Below are 14,657 nucleotides of genomic sequence, written 5' to 3'. Positions count from 1 at the left end.
GAAGGGAGCTAGAAAATGCCAGAGAATAGAGAAGCGACATATCAACCAATAGCATTTGACGCAATACAGATTGGATTGGCATCACCTGAAAAGATTAGACAGTGGTCTCGCGGTGAAGTTAAAAAGCCTGAGACAATTAACTATCGTACACTGAAGCCTGAAAAGGACGGTCTTTTCTGCGAAAAGATTTTTGGACCTAGCAAGGACTGGGAATGTCACTGCGGAAAGTACAAGAAGATTCGTTATAAGGGTGTAGTTTGTGACCGTTGTGGTGTTGAGATTACAAAGGCATCTGTACGTCGTGAGCGTATGGGCCACATTGAGTTGGCAGCACCAGTTTCACATATTTGGTATTTCAAGGGTATTCCTTCACGTATGGGACTTATTCTTGATCTTTCACCAAAGACATTAGAGAAGGTTCTTTACTTTGCATCATACATCGTACTTGATGCAGGTGATACAGCTCTTATGTATAAGCAGGTTCTTACAGAGGCTGAGTACCAGGAGGCTAGAGAGACTTATGGTAGCCAGTTCAGAGTAGGAATGGGTGCTGAAGCTATCCAGGAGCTTCTCAAGGAAATTGACCTTGATGAAGAGGCTACAAAGCTTCAGATTGAACTTGATAACGCTACTGGTCAGAAGCGTTCACGTATCATTAAGAGACTTGAGGTTGTTGAAGCATTCCGCGAGTCAGGAAATAGACCTGAATGGATGATTATGACAGTTATCCCTGTTATTCCACCAGATCTTCGTCCTATGGTACAGCTTGATGGTGGCCGTTTTGCCACATCTGACCTTAACGACTTATACCGTCGTATTATTAATAGAAATAACCGTCTCCGTAGACTTCTTGAGCTTGGCGCTCCTGATATCATCGTACGTAACGAAAAACGTATGCTTCAGGAAGCTGTTGATGCTCTTATCGACAACGGTAGACGTGGTCGTCCAGTAACTGGTCCTGGTAACAGACCTCTTAAGTCACTTTCAGACATGCTTAAGGGTAAGTCAGGACGATTCAGACAGAACCTTCTTGGTAAGCGTGTTGACTACTCAGGACGTTCAGTTATCGTAGTAGGTCCAGAGCTTAAGATTTACCAGTGTGGTCTTCCAAAGGAGATGGCACTTGAGCTCTTCAAGCCATTCGTTATGAAGGAGCTTGTTGGCAATGGTATGGCTCACAACATCAAATACGCTAAGAAGATGGTTGAGAAGTTCGAGCCACAGGTTTGGGACATCCTTGAAGATGTCATTAAAGAGCATCCAGTTATGCTTAACCGTGCTCCTACACTTCATAGACTTGGAATTCAGGCTTTCGAGCCAATTCTTGTAGAGGGTAGAGCTATTAAGCTTCATCCACTTGTATGTACAGCTTTCAACGCCGATTTCGACGGTGACCAGATGGCTGTTCACCTTCCACTTACACAGGAGGCACAGGCTGAGTGTAGATTTATGCTTCTCTCACCTAACAACTTACTTAAGCCTTCAGATGGTGGTCCTGTTGCCGTTCCTTCACAGGATATGGTCCTTGGTATTTACTACCTTACACAGGAGCGTGGTACTACAGTAGGTGATGGAAGAGAAGAGCCAGGCGAGGGTAAGGCATTCAAGAACCTCAACGAGGCTATTCTTGCATACGAGAACAAAGCACTTACAATGCATGCACGTATCACAGTACGTATGTCTAAGAAGTTAGCAGATGGTACTGTTGTTACAGGTAATGTTTCATCAACACTTGGAAGACTTATCTTCAACGAGATTATTCCTCAGGATCTTGGCTATGTAGATCGTACAAAGCCTGAGAATGAGCTTGCTCCAGAAATCGACTTCCACGTTGGTAAGAAGCAGTTAAAGCAGATCCTTGAAAAAGTTATTAATACACATGGAGCTACAAAGACAGCAGAGGTTCTTGATGATATCAAGGCTATGGGTTACCACTACTCAACAATTGCTGCTATGACAGTTTCAATTTCAGATATGACAGTTCCACCTCAGAAGCCAGAGCTTATTGCTGCAGCTGAAGAGACTGTAGATAAGATTACACGTCAGTATAAGCGTGGTCTTATTACAGAGGAGGAGCGTTACCGTGAAGTAGTTGATACATGGAAGAATACTGATGATGAGCTTACTAAGGACCTTCTTGATGGTCTTGATAAGTACAACAACATCTTCATGATGGCTGATTCAGGTGCCCGTGGTTCTGATAAGCAGATCAAGCAGCTTGCTGGTATGCGTGGTTTGATGGCTGATACAACAGGTCGTACAATCGAGCTTCCTATCAAGTCAAACTTCCGTGAGGGTCTTGACGTACTTGAGTACTTCATGTCAGCTCATGGTGCTCGTAAGGGTCTTTCTGATACAGCTCTTCGTACAGCCGATTCAGGTTACTTGACACGTCGAATGGTTGACGTTGCTCAGGAGCTTATTATCCGTGAGTCAGACTGTGTAGCTGGTACAGATCGTGAGATTCCAGGTATGTGGGTATACGCATTCATGGATGGTCGTGAGGAGATTGAGTCTCTTAAGGACCGTATTACAGGTAGATTCTCTTGCTATTCAATCTATGATGCAAATGGCGAGATGATTGTTAAGGCTAACCATATGATTACACCAAAGCGTGCAGCAGCTATTATTGAGCGCGGTGTTGATGATAAGGGTCAGCCAATTAAGAAGGTTAAGATCAGAAACGTTCTTAACTGCCGTTCACACGTTGGTGTTTGTGCTAAGTGCTACGGTGCTAACATGGCATCAGGACGTGCTGTTCAGGTTGGTGAAGCAATTGGTATTATCGCAGCTCAGTCAATCGGTGAGCCAGGTACTCAGCTTACAATGAGAACCTTCCATACTGGTGGTGTTGCTGGTAACGATATTACTCAGGGTCTTCCTCGTGTCGAGGAGCTTTTCGAGGCTAGAAAGCCTAAGGGACTTGCAATCATCACTGAGATTGCTGGTACAGTTACAATCGAAGAGGATTCTAAGACAAAGAAGAGAGAGGTTGTAGTAACTAACTCTGAGACAGGTGATGTTGAGAAATACCTCATCCCTTACGGTTCACGTATCAAGGTTCTTGCAGGTCAGGAGCTTGAGGCTGGTGATGAACTTACAGAAGGTTCTGTAAATCCACACGATATCCTTACTATCAAGGGTAAGGCAGCTGTTCAGGATTACCTTATCCGCGAGGTACAGCGTGTATATCGTTTACAGGGTGTTGATATCAACGATAAGCATATTGAGGTACTTTGCCGTCAGATGCTTAAGAGAATCAGAATCGACGATGCTGGTGATACAGGATTCATGCCTGGTTCACTTGTAGATTGGCTTGATTTTGAGGAAGCTAACGAGCAGATGGAAGCAGAGGGTAAGGCAGTTGCAACTGGTACACAGGAACTTCTTGGTATCACAAAGGCAGCCCTTGCTACAAACTCATTCCTTTCAGCAGCTTCATTCCAGGAGACAACAAAAGTTCTTACTGATGCAGCTATCAAGGGTAAGGTTGATCCACTTAACGGCCTCAAGGAGAACGTTATCATCGGTCGCTTAATCCCAGCTGGTACTGGTATGAAGAGATACTCTAACATTCCACTTTCTACAGATGCTGATATTGCAAACGCAGCATTAGCTCAGGAATTTGAGGGAGAAGCTGAGACAGAAGAGCTCACAACTTCAGATGAATTAGTAGATGTTGAATAATCATCAAGATTATTCAACATCGTAATAGGATGCTTTCTTGAACAATGTTCAAGAAAGTAGTCTGGCTGAAAGCCAGATTCAAATGCAGTTATCATCTACTGCATTTGAACCAGGATGTTGAATAATAGAATCTACTATATATAGTATGTATAGAACTAGGGCCTATATTGGCCCTAGTTTTTTCACATTTTTACGCTTGACATAATGATTTATTGGAAATATAATGTTCTAGCATGCGCTAATAGGGTAATTGCGCCCATTTCCATGCAAAAGAATAAATTAGGAGGTAAAAAAGAATGCCAACATTCAACCAGCTAGTTAGAAAAGGTCGTCAGACATCTGTAAAGAAGTCTACAGCACCAGCACTTCAGAGAGGTTACAATTCTCTTAAGAAGAAGCCTACAAACACTTCTTCTCCACAGAAGCGTGGTGTATGTACAGCTGTTAAGACAGCTACACCTAAGAAGCCTAACTCAGCTCTTCGTAAGATTGCCAGAGTTCGTCTTTCAAACGGAATCGAAGTAACTTCATACATTCCAGGCGAAGGTCACAATCTTCAGGAGCATAGCGTTGTTTTGATTCGTGGTGGCCGTGTTAAGGATTTACCAGGTACACGTTATCACGTAATCAGAGGTACACTTGATACAGCCGGCGTTGCTAACCGCAAGCAGGGACGTTCAAAGTACGGCGCTAAGAGACCTAAGGACGCAAAATAAGATAGCTTAGGTATTAATTTATTGTATATCACATAAACTTTGGTTAGTGTTGTATTTTATTTTACTTAAGATAAATACTGCACGAACACACAGTATTACATGTGAGTACCGTTGATCTAACAAATTTTAGTTAAGGAGGGAAGTATCGTGCCAAGAAAAGGACATACTCAAAAAAGAGACGTTTTGGCAGATCCTATATACAATAGCAAGGTAGTTACAAAGCTTATCAACAACATCATGCTTGATGGTAAGAAGGGTGTAGCTCAGAAGATTGTATATGGTGCATTTGACAAAGTCGCAGAAAAGACTGGAAAGCCAGCACTTGAGGTTTTCGAGGAAGCTATGAACAACGTTATGCCTGTACTCGAGGTAAAGGCTAGACGTATCGGTGGTGCTACATATCAGGTACCTATCGAAGTAAGACCAGATCGTCGTCAGGCCCTTGGCCTTAGATGGCTCACAATGTTCTCACGTACACGTACTGAGAAGACAATGGAAGAGCGTCTTGCAAACGAGATCATGGATGCAGCTGGTAACACAGGTTCAGCTGTTAAGAGAAAAGAAGAAATGCATAGAATGGCAGAGGCTAATAAGGCATTTGCTCATTACAGATTCTAATAGGAGGGGCTAACAGTGGCAGGAAGAGAATATCCACTTGAGCGTACCAGAAATATTGGTATTATGGCTCATATCGATGCCGGAAAGACTACACTTACAGAGCGTATTCTTTATTACACAGGTGTTAACTACAAGATTGGTGATACACACGAAGGTACTGCAACCATGGACTGGATGGAGCAGGAAGCAGAGAGAGGTATCACAATCACTTCAGCTGCTACAACATGTCACTGGACTGAGCAGGAAAACTGCAAGCCTAAGAAGGGTGCTTTAGAGCACCGTATCAATATCATTGATACACCAGGCCACGTAGACTTTACTGTTGAGGTTGAGCGTTCCCTTCGTGTACTTGATGGCGCCGTTGGTGTCTTCTGTGCAAAGGGTGGCGTTGAGCCACAGTCAGAGAATGTTTGGAGACAGGCTGACACATATAACGTACCAAGAATGGCTTTCATCAATAAGATGGATATCCTTGGTGCAAACTTCTACGGAGCTGTTGATCAGATCCGTGATAGACTTAAGAAGAATGCTATCGTTCTTCAGCTTCCAATCGGTAAGGAAGATGATTTCCAGGGAATCATCGATCTTTTCGAGATGAAAGCATACATCTATAACGATGATAAGGGTGATGATATTTCTATCACAGACATCCCAGCTGATATGGCAGAGGATGCTGAGCTTTATCACACAGAGCTCGTTGAGAAGATCTGTGAGTTAGATGATGATCTTATGATGGAGTATCTTGAGGGTGAGGAGCCTTCTGTTGATGCTCTTAAGGCAGCACTTCGTAAGGGTACTTGCGAGTGTCGTGCTATCCCAGTATGCTGTGGTTCAGCTTACAGAAACAAGGGCGTTCAGAAGCTTCTTGACGCAATCCTTGAGTTCATGCCAGCTCCTACAGACGTACCAGCTATCCAGGGTGTAGATATGGATGGCAACCCAGTTGAGAAGCACTCTTCAGATGAAGAGCCATTCGCAGCTTTAGCATTTAAGATTATGGCTGACCCATTCGTTGGTAAGCTCGCATTTATCCGTGTATACTCAGGTACATTGAACTCAGGTTCATACTGCCTTAACGCTACAAAGGATAAGAAGGAGCGTGTAGGTCGTATTCTTCAGATGCACGCTAACAAGCGTACAGAGTTAGACAAGGTTTACTCTGGTGATATCGCAGCTGTAGTAGGTCTTAAGGTTACTACAACTGGTGATACAATCTGCGACGAGCAGCACCCAGTAATCCTCGAGTCTATGGAATTCCCAGAGCCAGTTATCGAGCTTGCTATCGAGCCTAAGACTAAGGCTGGTCAGCAGAAGATGGGCGAGGCTCTTGCAAAGCTTGCTGAAGAGGATCCTACATTCCGTCAGCACACTGATCAGGAAACAGGTCAGACAATCATCGCTGGTATGGGTGAGCTTCACCTTGAGATCATCGTTGATCGTCTTCTTAGAGAGTTCAAGGTTGAGGCAAACGTTGGTGCACCTCAGGTTGCTTACAAGGAGACATTTACAAAGCCTGTTGATCAGGAATACAAGTATGCTAAGCAGTCAGGTGGTCGTGGTCAGTACGGTCACTGTAAGGTTAGATTTACTCCAATGGATGCTAACGCTGAAGAGACATTCAGATTTAAGTCTTCAGTAGTTGGTGGTGCTATTCCTAAGGAATACATCCCATCTGTTGGTGAGGGTATCGAGGAAGCAGCTAAGGCTGGTATCCTTTGCGGATTCCCTGTTCTTGGTGTAGAAGCAGACGTTTACGATGGTTCTTACCATGAAGTCGATTCATCAGAAATGGCATTCCACATTGCTGGTTCAATGTGCTTCAAGGAAGCTATGGCTAAGGCAGCTCCAGTACTTCTTGAGCCTATCATGAAGGTTGAAGTTACTATGCCTGAGGAATACATGGGTGATGTAATCGGATCTCTCAACGCTAAGAGAGGTCAGATCCAGTCTATGGATGATCTTGGCGGCGGCAAGATCGTTAGAGCACTTGTTCCACTTGCAGAGATGTTCGGATACTCAACAGAGCTTCGTTCATCAACACAGGGTCGTGGTAACTACTCAATGTTCTTCGAGAAGTATGAGCCAGTACCAAAGAACGTTCAGGAACAGATTATCTCTAATCATTCAAAGTAATTCTAAATAGTTGAAAAAACTCGGTATTTCTATTATAATCGGAAATACCGAGAGTTTAGAACTAAACAGCCCGGTTAGGGCATTATATTAAGGAGGATTTTTAAAAATGGCAAAAGAGCATTTTGACAGAACCAAACCACATTGTAACATCGGTACTATCGGACACGTAGACCACGGTAAAACAACTCTTACAGCAGCTATCACAAAGGTACTTGCAGAGAGAGTATCTGGTAACGCAAAGGTAGACTTCGAGAACATCGATAAGGCTCCAGAGGAGAGAGAAAGAGGTATCACAATCTCTACAGCTCACGTTGAGTACCAGACAGAGAAGAGACACTATGCACACGTTGACTGCCCAGGCCATGCTGATTATGTAAAGAACATGATCACAGGTGCTGCTCAGATGGACGGCGCTATCCTTGTAGTTGCTGCAACTGACGGTGTTATGGCTCAGACAAAGGAGCACATCCTTCTTTCACGTCAGGTAGGTGTACCTTACATCGTAGTATTCCTTAACAAGTGTGATATGGTTGATGATGAGGAGCTTATCGAGCTCGTAGAGATGGAAGTTACAGAGCAGCTTGAGGAGTATGACTTCAACGATTGTCCAATCGTTAAGGGTTCAGCTCTTAAGGCTCTTGAAGATCCAAACGGCGAGTGGGGCGACAAGATCATGGAACTCATGAACACAGTTGATGAGTACATCCCAGATCCACAGCGTGAGACAGATAAGCCATTCCTTATGCCAGTAGAGGACGTATTCACAATCACAGGTCGTGGTACTGTTGCTACAGGTAGAGTAGAGCGTGGTGTTCTTCACCTTAACGACGAGCTTGAGATCATCGGTATCAAGGAAGACACAATGAAGACTGTTGTAACTGGTATCGAGATGTTCCGTAAGCTTCTTGATGAGGCTCAGGCTGGTGATAACATCGGTGCACTTCTTCGTGGTGTTAACCGTGATCAGATTCAGCGTGGACAGGTACTTGCTAAGCCAGGTACTGTAACATGCCACACAAAGTTTACAGCTCAGGTTTACGTTCTTACAAAGGATGAAGGTGGTCGTCATACTCCATTCTTCAACAACTATCGTCCACAGTTCTACTTCAGAACAACAGACGTTACAGGTGTTTGCGAGCTTCCAGCAGGTACAGAGATGTGCATGCCTGGCGATAACGTAGAGATGACAATCGAGCTCATCCACCCAATCGCTATGGAGCAGGGTCTTACATTCGCTATCCGTGAGGGTGGTAGAACAGTAGGTTCTGGTCGTGTTGCTACAATCATCGAGTAATAACGAGCGAACAGCCCAACCCAAATTATAAAAATTATGCCCTTCGAGGATTTCCTCGGAGGGCTTTTTTGTTTGACGAAATAGACTATTGATGGTAATATCTATATACAAAGAGTGCTACCGATAGTGCATTGAACCCCAAATGTTAGACATTAAATTCTAACAGGAGGGGTTTTTTATATGCAAAAAACTAGTTACGAAGATAAGTGTAAAGTAGTATCTATGGTTTTAGATGATGGGTATTCATATCTAAAAGCGGGAAGAACCATAGGTGTAAGCAAAACAACTGTTATGGGATGGGTTAGAATTGTAAAAGAGCATGGATATGCAAAGCTTGAAACACCTAAGAGATCATATTCAGGTGAATTCAAGTTAAGTGTGTTAAAGTATATGAAAGAGAATCATTGCTCTTTGCATGAAGCTAGCGCACATTTTAATGTGTGTCGTTCACAGATACAGCGATGGGAGAAAAAGTATTATGAGAAGGGGGAAAGTGCATTAATGGAAGATGGTAGGGGACGGTCTTCTAAAATCAGGAAACCACGGACACCTGTTGATTTGAACCAGGATTTATTAAAAGAGTTGGAATATCTTCGCATGGAGAATGAATACTTAAAAAAACTCAATGCCTTAGTTCAGAAAAGGGAAAACCAGAGTTATACGAAAAAGTAGAAGTCATCAGAGAACTAAGGCTGAAGTACCCATTGATGGCATTATTAAGATGCGCAGGTATACCTCGCTCAACATACTATTATTATGAAAAGAAAAAAGCTCAAGATAAACACAGAGATTTAAAAAAGCATATTACTAGAATTTTTAATGAAAATAAAGGTCGATATGGATATAGAAGGATTACAATTCAGTTACGAAATGAAGGCGTTACTGCTAATCATAAGTTAGTACTTAAACTTATGAATGAGTTAGGGCTTCATTGTAAGGTCAAAAGAAAAAAATATAAATCCTATAAAGGAGATATTGGAAAAGCTGCTGATAATGTTCTTAACAGAATGTTCAAAGCTGACCGACCAGGGGAAAAATGGACTACTGATGTATCAGAGTTTTCAATTACAGCAGGGAAATTGTACCTTTCACCAATCTTGGATATGTTCAATGGCGAGATAGTAAGCTATCATATAGGAAAAAGCCCTAATTTCAGGCAAACAATGGTGATGTTACAAGATGCTCTGAATACTAATTTAAATATTACCGGTTTAATTATGCATTCTGATCAAGGTTGGCAGTATAGACAGAATGAATATCAAAACAGACTCAAAAAAGCTGGTATTATTCAAAGTATGTCACGAAAAGGAAATTGTTTAGATAATTCAGTAATGGAAAATTTTTTTGGATTAATGAAAAGTGAAATGTTTTATGGAGAGGAAAGTCATTTTAAGTCTCTTGATGAGCTAGAACTTGCAATGAGAGACTACATAGAGTACTATAACAATGAGCGAATTAAGCTTAGATTGAGAACTTCTCCTGTGAAATATAGAGAAGAATTTCAAAAAAATGGAGCTTAATTCTTGGGTGGCTACTGTCTAACATTTGGGGTTCGTCTCATAGACGGTTAGCCCAAAACAATAAAGCAATTAAAAATAACCGCTCAGTTTGTCAGGCTCGGCGGTTATTTTTGTATCTTGGCATCATGCTTACCTCGCACGTAACCAAGACTATAGAAAGTCGCACACAGTCCTAAGACTGCGATTAAGTCTGTGATTGTCAGCATACGCAAGTCCTCCAGTAAAGATTTCCCTAAGAGAGGGATAGAAATCTCTATATGAACGGAGGTCACAGTCCTCCGAGAGAAGGACTAACCGCCTACCGTGAATGGTAGCACTAAGAAGTATTATAGAGAACAAATGTTTGCATGTCAATGGGAGAATTAGATATGGCGGGTACAATTATTTATTTAGCAATATCATTTTTTGTTTCGCTTATATTTATTATATTGGGGATTCAACAGTACAAAAGTAAAAAGCCAGTATCAATTAACACTGGAGAAAAACCACCAAGCGAAGATGAATTAACTAGTGTCACAGAATGGAATCATAGGCATGGAAGAAACTTCATTTTATATGGCGGCATGCTTTTTATTTCACTGTTTATTTTTGGTGTTCTTATAAATCAAGATAGTAGTGGCGTGCTTCAAGTTGTTTTGTTTATGATAGTGATATTTGCAGAGGTAGCTTGGCTAGAGATTGAACATATCATGATGAAGAAGAAAATGATAAAGAAATAATAGTTAAGTAGTAAGCAATAAGAATCGATATAAAATATAAGATAATATTGATTAGGGAAAGCATTTGTAATTAACGGATTAATCTGTTTTACAAATGCTTTTTTAGTTAGAAGGTAGGTATTATGTCAGGTATTTCAGTAAATCAATTATATAATGCATATTCTAATAGTACTATCAATAATAAAAGCACTGTAAAAGCAAGTATAGAAATGAGTTCCAGTTGCAGAAGGATATCAGAGAGGACTAAAGAAGCATGTTGCTAAAACGAAGATATTTAACAAAGAGAGAATGGAACAAATACAAGATATCTTACATGAAAATGCTGAAGTCTTAATAAAAGATCACCCAGAAATATTTGGTAATGAAACGCTAAAGTCAAAAGAAAAGGGAAGAAACAATGATATGTCTAAGGAGTTCTATATTAGAATGAAACAGGCAGAGTATGAAGTAATATCAGCAGATGTAAGTAGACTAGAAGACGAAAAGGAATCTCTTATTTAGGTGAAAAACAAAGTCTCACTTGAGACAGAAAAGATGATAAATGAAGCAGTAAACAAGATAGCAGAATCTACACTCCAGAAAGAATTTTTACAGTTAGCAATAGAAGAAAATTCTCAATCATTTTGGGGTAAAACAATTTCTGATATCTTTAGGAAGTTTAAAGAATGGTTGTTCAAGTCTCGTGGACTTGAGGTGGTTGAGAAAACAAAAACTAGTATTTACGAGCGACTTAAGGAAGCCCAAAAGATTGCAGATGAGCATAATGCACAGCGTAAGATTAAGCCTAAGAAAAAGGAACATGGATTGGAGAGATAGAAAGTGTCAAAAAACTAAATGAGAATCTAATTCTTTATAATTAATAAATAGTACCAATGTGCCATAAAATGCACATACATTAATGTTATTATCCTCATTAGATACTATTATTGGAGGCTATTATATGTACGGAACGGGAACCAAGAAAATGCTGAATATGCTCATCCTAGATATTTTAAGAGAATATTCTGATAGTGACCATAGGCTTTTACAACAGGATATTATTGATTTGCTCAAAACCAACTATGGAATGGATTGTGAGCGAAGAGCAGTTAAGAATAATATAGTTAGCCTTCAAGAAATGGGATACGATATCGTGGCAAAACAAGGCTACTATTTAAACACTAGAGATTTTACAGATGCTGAGCTACGTTTAATAATCGATAGTATTTTTACATCAGGTGCTATTTCAGATAAGGATGCTCATTCTCTAGTAAAGAAGTTGGAGCGATATTCAAATAAATTTTTTAAAGCACATGTGTCACATATCCATAGTACTTTCAGTGGAAAGAATGCTGATAACCAAAAGGTTATGGATTCTATAGCTGTTATTGATGAGGCAATTTCAAAGGGACGGCAGATATCCTTTTCTTATTTGCAATACGGAATAGATTTTAAGCTTCATCCAAAGCGAGATTATAAATATGTTGTAAGCCCGTATCAGATGATTAGCAATAGAGGGAAATATTACCTTATAGCCAATAATGCTGAGTATGAAAACTTATCTCATTATAGATTGGATAGAATCACTGATGTGGAGCTTCTAAAAGAAAAAGTGAAGTCGATTAAAAACATTAAAGGATATGAAAATGGTCTTAATTTGAAAGAGCACTTGGCTGAACATTTTTATATGTATTCTGGCGATAGCATTCATATTAAGTTAAAAGCACATGAGAATCTGATGGATAATCTTGTAGATAGCTTCGGAAAAGACTTCAGAGTAGTTACTGAAGGCGAAGATGAAATCATTATCAGTTTGAAATGTAATCCTGATACTTTTTTCTATTGGGCTATGCAATACGGCTTAAATATAGAGGTACTCGAACCTGAAAGTATGAGAAAACGTATCAAGAGTGCTTGCTTAGAAATAGAAAAGAGGTATCGTTGATTATAGGAGATAGCATATGGGAATGGATGAATCTATAAGAGTTAAGCTACATAGAGGTGCTAATCAGATAGGTGGAGTTTGTACAGAAATATGTACAGACACTACAAGGCTATTATTTGATGTTGGTTCACCGCTAGAAGATGAAGGAGAACAGGAACTTCTTGAGATTGAAGGAGTTACCACTGGACCTATGGATTGTGATGGGATTTTTCTTACTCATTATCATGGCGATCATATAGGTGAAATCGATTATGTGGATGCAAATATTCCAGTGTATATGGAAAAATATGCAAAGAAAATTCTGGAGGTACAACAGGAGCATATGAAGAGTCTTGGTAGTGCGGTGTGGGCGGATTCTGTAAATGAAATCTCGGTAGGTAAGACAATAAAGATAAAAGATTTGCAAGTTACACCACTTGCGTCTGATCATTCAGCTGCAAATTCAGTGATGTATCTAATTGAAGGATGTGGAAAGAGAATTCTTCTGACTGGAGATTATAGGTTACATGGATTTTATAAAGAAAAACTAGAAACTCAACTTAAAGGATTAGGCTTAATAGATTTGATGATTACTGAGGGAACTACCATTACTCGATGTGAGGAGCCCAATATAAAAAAGCTTGATGAAGAATGGGTAGCTGAACAGTTTGAAAAAATCTTTGAAGAGTATAAGTATGTGTTCTTACTTACATCATCATCGCAGTTAGATAGAATAGCGGCATTTTCCAGATGTGTACCATATGGTAAATATATGATTACCGATAAATATCAACAAGCTTTAATTAAAATTTATGACCAAGAACGGGAATCATCACTTAAATCCAGAAAAGTCTTGTATTACGACGATAATCTTAAGGAGAGTATAGAAACAAGTGGATTTGGTATGGTAGTGAGGGCAAATGATTTCTTTATGCCTATAGTAGATTATTATTTTAAGAAGCACCTTTTTGAGACAAAATTAATCTATTCTATGTGGAGCGGCTATAGAGATAAGACTATGATTAAGAAAATGATTAGCTATGCGAAAGGTAAAGAATGTACAGTCCATGTATCAGGGCATGTTACAAAGGAAGATTTAGAATACGTAGTAAATTCTGTAAAGCCAAAGAAATTGATAATTCATCATTCGTCATACAAAAAACAAGGTGCCTACCTTGATATTATGCCAGAAATAGAAAACATAGAAATATCAGATAAAAATTATATTGTTTTGTAATATATTGGAGGCTGTTTATGTCAAAAGGAAATTTTACCTGCGAAAAAATGATAGAAATATGTGAGAAGAAATTAAGAGATAATCCTCAATTGTTCTATAAAGAAAGCTTTATTGCGAATGAAGATTATATGAGCGATAATCCAAATACGTATCGTTCCGAAGTAATTGCAAAGGTTGTTAATAAGAATATAGAAAAATTGAGAAGCATTAGATTTATTACCAGACAGGCAAGTTATAAAGTTGTAAATCACAATGCGGAAATCACGTTGACTAACCAAGAAGAAAAAAATCTTGCAAAGATATTATTGAAACAGTCAAAGATAAAGAATGGTTTTGATTTAATTGGTGCCATAGAAGACTACGAAGTCCCATTAAAAAACAGTAATGCAGATATAGGTATAGGGAAAATAGATCTTTTAGCAATTAATGAAGCTGATAAGGTTGTTTATATTTTAGAGTTAAAAAAGAAGGATAGCAAGGAGACTATGTTACGCTGCGTTCTAGAAGCATATACGTATTCTAAAATTGTTGATAAAGATAAGTTATTTAAGGACTTTAATATACCTAGTGATTACAAATTGTTACCCGCACCATTAGTGTTCAAAGATAAATTTCAATACCAACAGATGGCAGAAGCAGACACAAAAAGATCTGAATTAAAAAAATTAATAAAAAGTTTAGAGATACAAATCTTTTATATTGAAGGACCACTTGATAATGGTTTATATCAGATAGTTAAATAATTCGAAACTTTAAAGCAATGTGCTAAAAACTGCGCATTGCTTTTTTTATTATGTACATATAAAAGCACATTGTAATTGTAAAGAAAG

At 39.5% G+C, this 14,657-nt stretch carries 13 protein-coding genes; all 13 read left to right on the top strand.

Going from position 1 to position 14,657, the window contains the following annotated elements; genetic code table 11:
* Window positions 1-15 precede the first annotated feature (15 nt).
* Window positions 16-3,687 (top strand): DNA-directed RNA polymerase subunit beta', encoded by a 3,672-nt coding sequence (gene rpoC, locus F0Q01_RS07830; protein ID WP_090155426.1) that lies wholly within the window; start codon window positions 16-18, stop codon window positions 3,685-3,687.
* A gap of 296 nt (window positions 3,688-3,983) precedes the next feature.
* Window positions 3,984-4,403: a 30S ribosomal protein S12 gene (gene rpsL / locus F0Q01_RS07825; protein WP_028234583.1), complete on the top strand. Its 420-nt coding sequence runs from the start codon at window positions 3,984-3,986 to the stop codon at window positions 4,401-4,403.
* Window positions 4,404-4,550: 147 nt separating this feature from the next.
* Window positions 4,551-5,021: a 30S ribosomal protein S7 gene (gene rpsG / locus F0Q01_RS07820; protein WP_028242927.1), complete on the top strand. Its 471-nt coding sequence runs from the start codon at window positions 4,551-4,553 to the stop codon at window positions 5,019-5,021.
* A 15-nt stretch (window positions 5,022-5,036) separates the two neighbouring features.
* Window positions 5,037-7,154, top strand: a complete 2,118-nt coding sequence (fusA, locus tag F0Q01_RS07815) for an elongation factor G (RefSeq protein WP_090487973.1) — start codon at window positions 5,037-5,039, stop codon at window positions 7,152-7,154.
* Between the two features lie 106 nt (window positions 7,155-7,260).
* On the top strand, window positions 7,261-8,448 hold the full coding sequence (gene tuf, locus F0Q01_RS07810) for an elongation factor Tu (RefSeq protein ID WP_090155506.1): 1,188 nt from the start codon (window positions 7,261-7,263) through the stop codon (window positions 8,446-8,448).
* A gap of 180 nt (window positions 8,449-8,628) precedes the next feature.
* A complete protein-coding gene (locus F0Q01_RS07805; RefSeq protein ID WP_090487971.1) occupies window positions 8,629-9,120 on the top strand; it encodes a helix-turn-helix domain-containing protein in 492 nt (163 codons plus the stop codon).
* Window positions 9,057-9,968 carry an IS3 family transposase gene (locus tag F0Q01_RS07800; protein WP_143096646.1) on the top strand — a complete coding sequence of 304 codons (912 nt, stop codon included), beginning with the start codon at window positions 9,057-9,059 and terminating at the stop codon, window positions 9,966-9,968. The genes F0Q01_RS07805 and F0Q01_RS07800 overlap by 64 nt, the downstream gene beginning before the upstream one ends.
* Window positions 9,969-10,321: 353 nt before the next feature.
* Window positions 10,322-10,687 carry a hypothetical protein gene (locus F0Q01_RS07795; RefSeq protein WP_143096645.1) on the top strand — a complete coding sequence of 122 codons (366 nt, stop codon included), beginning with the start codon at window positions 10,322-10,324 and terminating at the stop codon, window positions 10,685-10,687.
* A gap of 288 nt (window positions 10,688-10,975) precedes the next feature.
* The gene (locus F0Q01_RS07790) at window positions 10,976-11,188 is read left to right on the top strand and encodes a hypothetical protein (RefSeq protein WP_090487965.1); all 213 of its coding nucleotides are present in this window, start codon (window positions 10,976-10,978) and stop codon (window positions 11,186-11,188) included.
* Complete coding sequence (locus tag F0Q01_RS07785; RefSeq protein ID WP_090487964.1) at window positions 11,189-11,503, top strand: hypothetical protein; 315 nt, start codon at window positions 11,189-11,191, stop codon at window positions 11,501-11,503.
* Between the two features lie 124 nt (window positions 11,504-11,627).
* On the top strand, window positions 11,628-12,611 hold the full coding sequence (locus F0Q01_RS07780; protein ID WP_090487962.1) for a helix-turn-helix transcriptional regulator: 984 nt from the start codon (window positions 11,628-11,630) through the stop codon (window positions 12,609-12,611).
* A gap of 16 nt (window positions 12,612-12,627) precedes the next feature.
* The gene (locus tag F0Q01_RS07775; protein WP_090487960.1) at window positions 12,628-13,827 is read left to right on the top strand and encodes an MBL fold metallo-hydrolase; all 1,200 of its coding nucleotides are present in this window, start codon (window positions 12,628-12,630) and stop codon (window positions 13,825-13,827) included.
* Between the two features lie 17 nt (window positions 13,828-13,844).
* Window positions 13,845-14,570, top strand: a complete 726-nt coding sequence (locus F0Q01_RS07770; RefSeq protein ID WP_090487958.1) for a hypothetical protein — start codon at window positions 13,845-13,847, stop codon at window positions 14,568-14,570.
* The last annotated feature ends 87 nt before the right edge of the window (window positions 14,571-14,657 follow it).

Origin of the sequence: Pseudobutyrivibrio xylanivorans, from assembly GCF_010906925.1 — a bacterium.
GTDB lineage: Bacteria > Bacillota > Clostridia > Lachnospirales > Lachnospiraceae > Pseudobutyrivibrio.
This window is presented reverse-complemented; position numbering and strand designations above follow the sequence as displayed.

Bases quoted from the DNA above. Each gene is read 5' to 3' on its own strand.
- F0Q01_RS07780 (WP_090487962.1), top strand. From the start codon at position 11,628: ATGTACGGAACGGGAACCAAGAAAATGCTGAATATGCTCATCCTAGAT.
- F0Q01_RS07795 (WP_143096645.1), top strand. From the start codon at position 10,322: ATGGGAGAATTAGATATGGCGGGTACAATTATTTATTTAGCAATATCA.
- tuf (WP_090155506.1), top strand. From the start codon at position 7,261: ATGGCAAAAGAGCATTTTGACAGAACCAAACCACATTGTAACATCGGT.
- F0Q01_RS07770 (WP_090487958.1), top strand. From the start codon at position 13,845: ATGTCAAAAGGAAATTTTACCTGCGAAAAAATGATAGAAATATGTGAG.
- rpoC (WP_090155426.1), top strand. From the start codon at position 16: ATGCCAGAGAATAGAGAAGCGACATATCAACCAATAGCATTTGACGCA.
- F0Q01_RS07805 (WP_090487971.1), top strand. From the start codon at position 8,629: ATGCAAAAAACTAGTTACGAAGATAAGTGTAAAGTAGTATCTATGGTT.
- F0Q01_RS07790 (WP_090487965.1), top strand. From the start codon at position 10,976: ATGGAACAAATACAAGATATCTTACATGAAAATGCTGAAGTCTTAATA.
- rpsL (WP_028234583.1), top strand. From the start codon at position 3,984: ATGCCAACATTCAACCAGCTAGTTAGAAAAGGTCGTCAGACATCTGTA.
- F0Q01_RS07775 (WP_090487960.1), top strand. From the start codon at position 12,628: ATGGGAATGGATGAATCTATAAGAGTTAAGCTACATAGAGGTGCTAAT.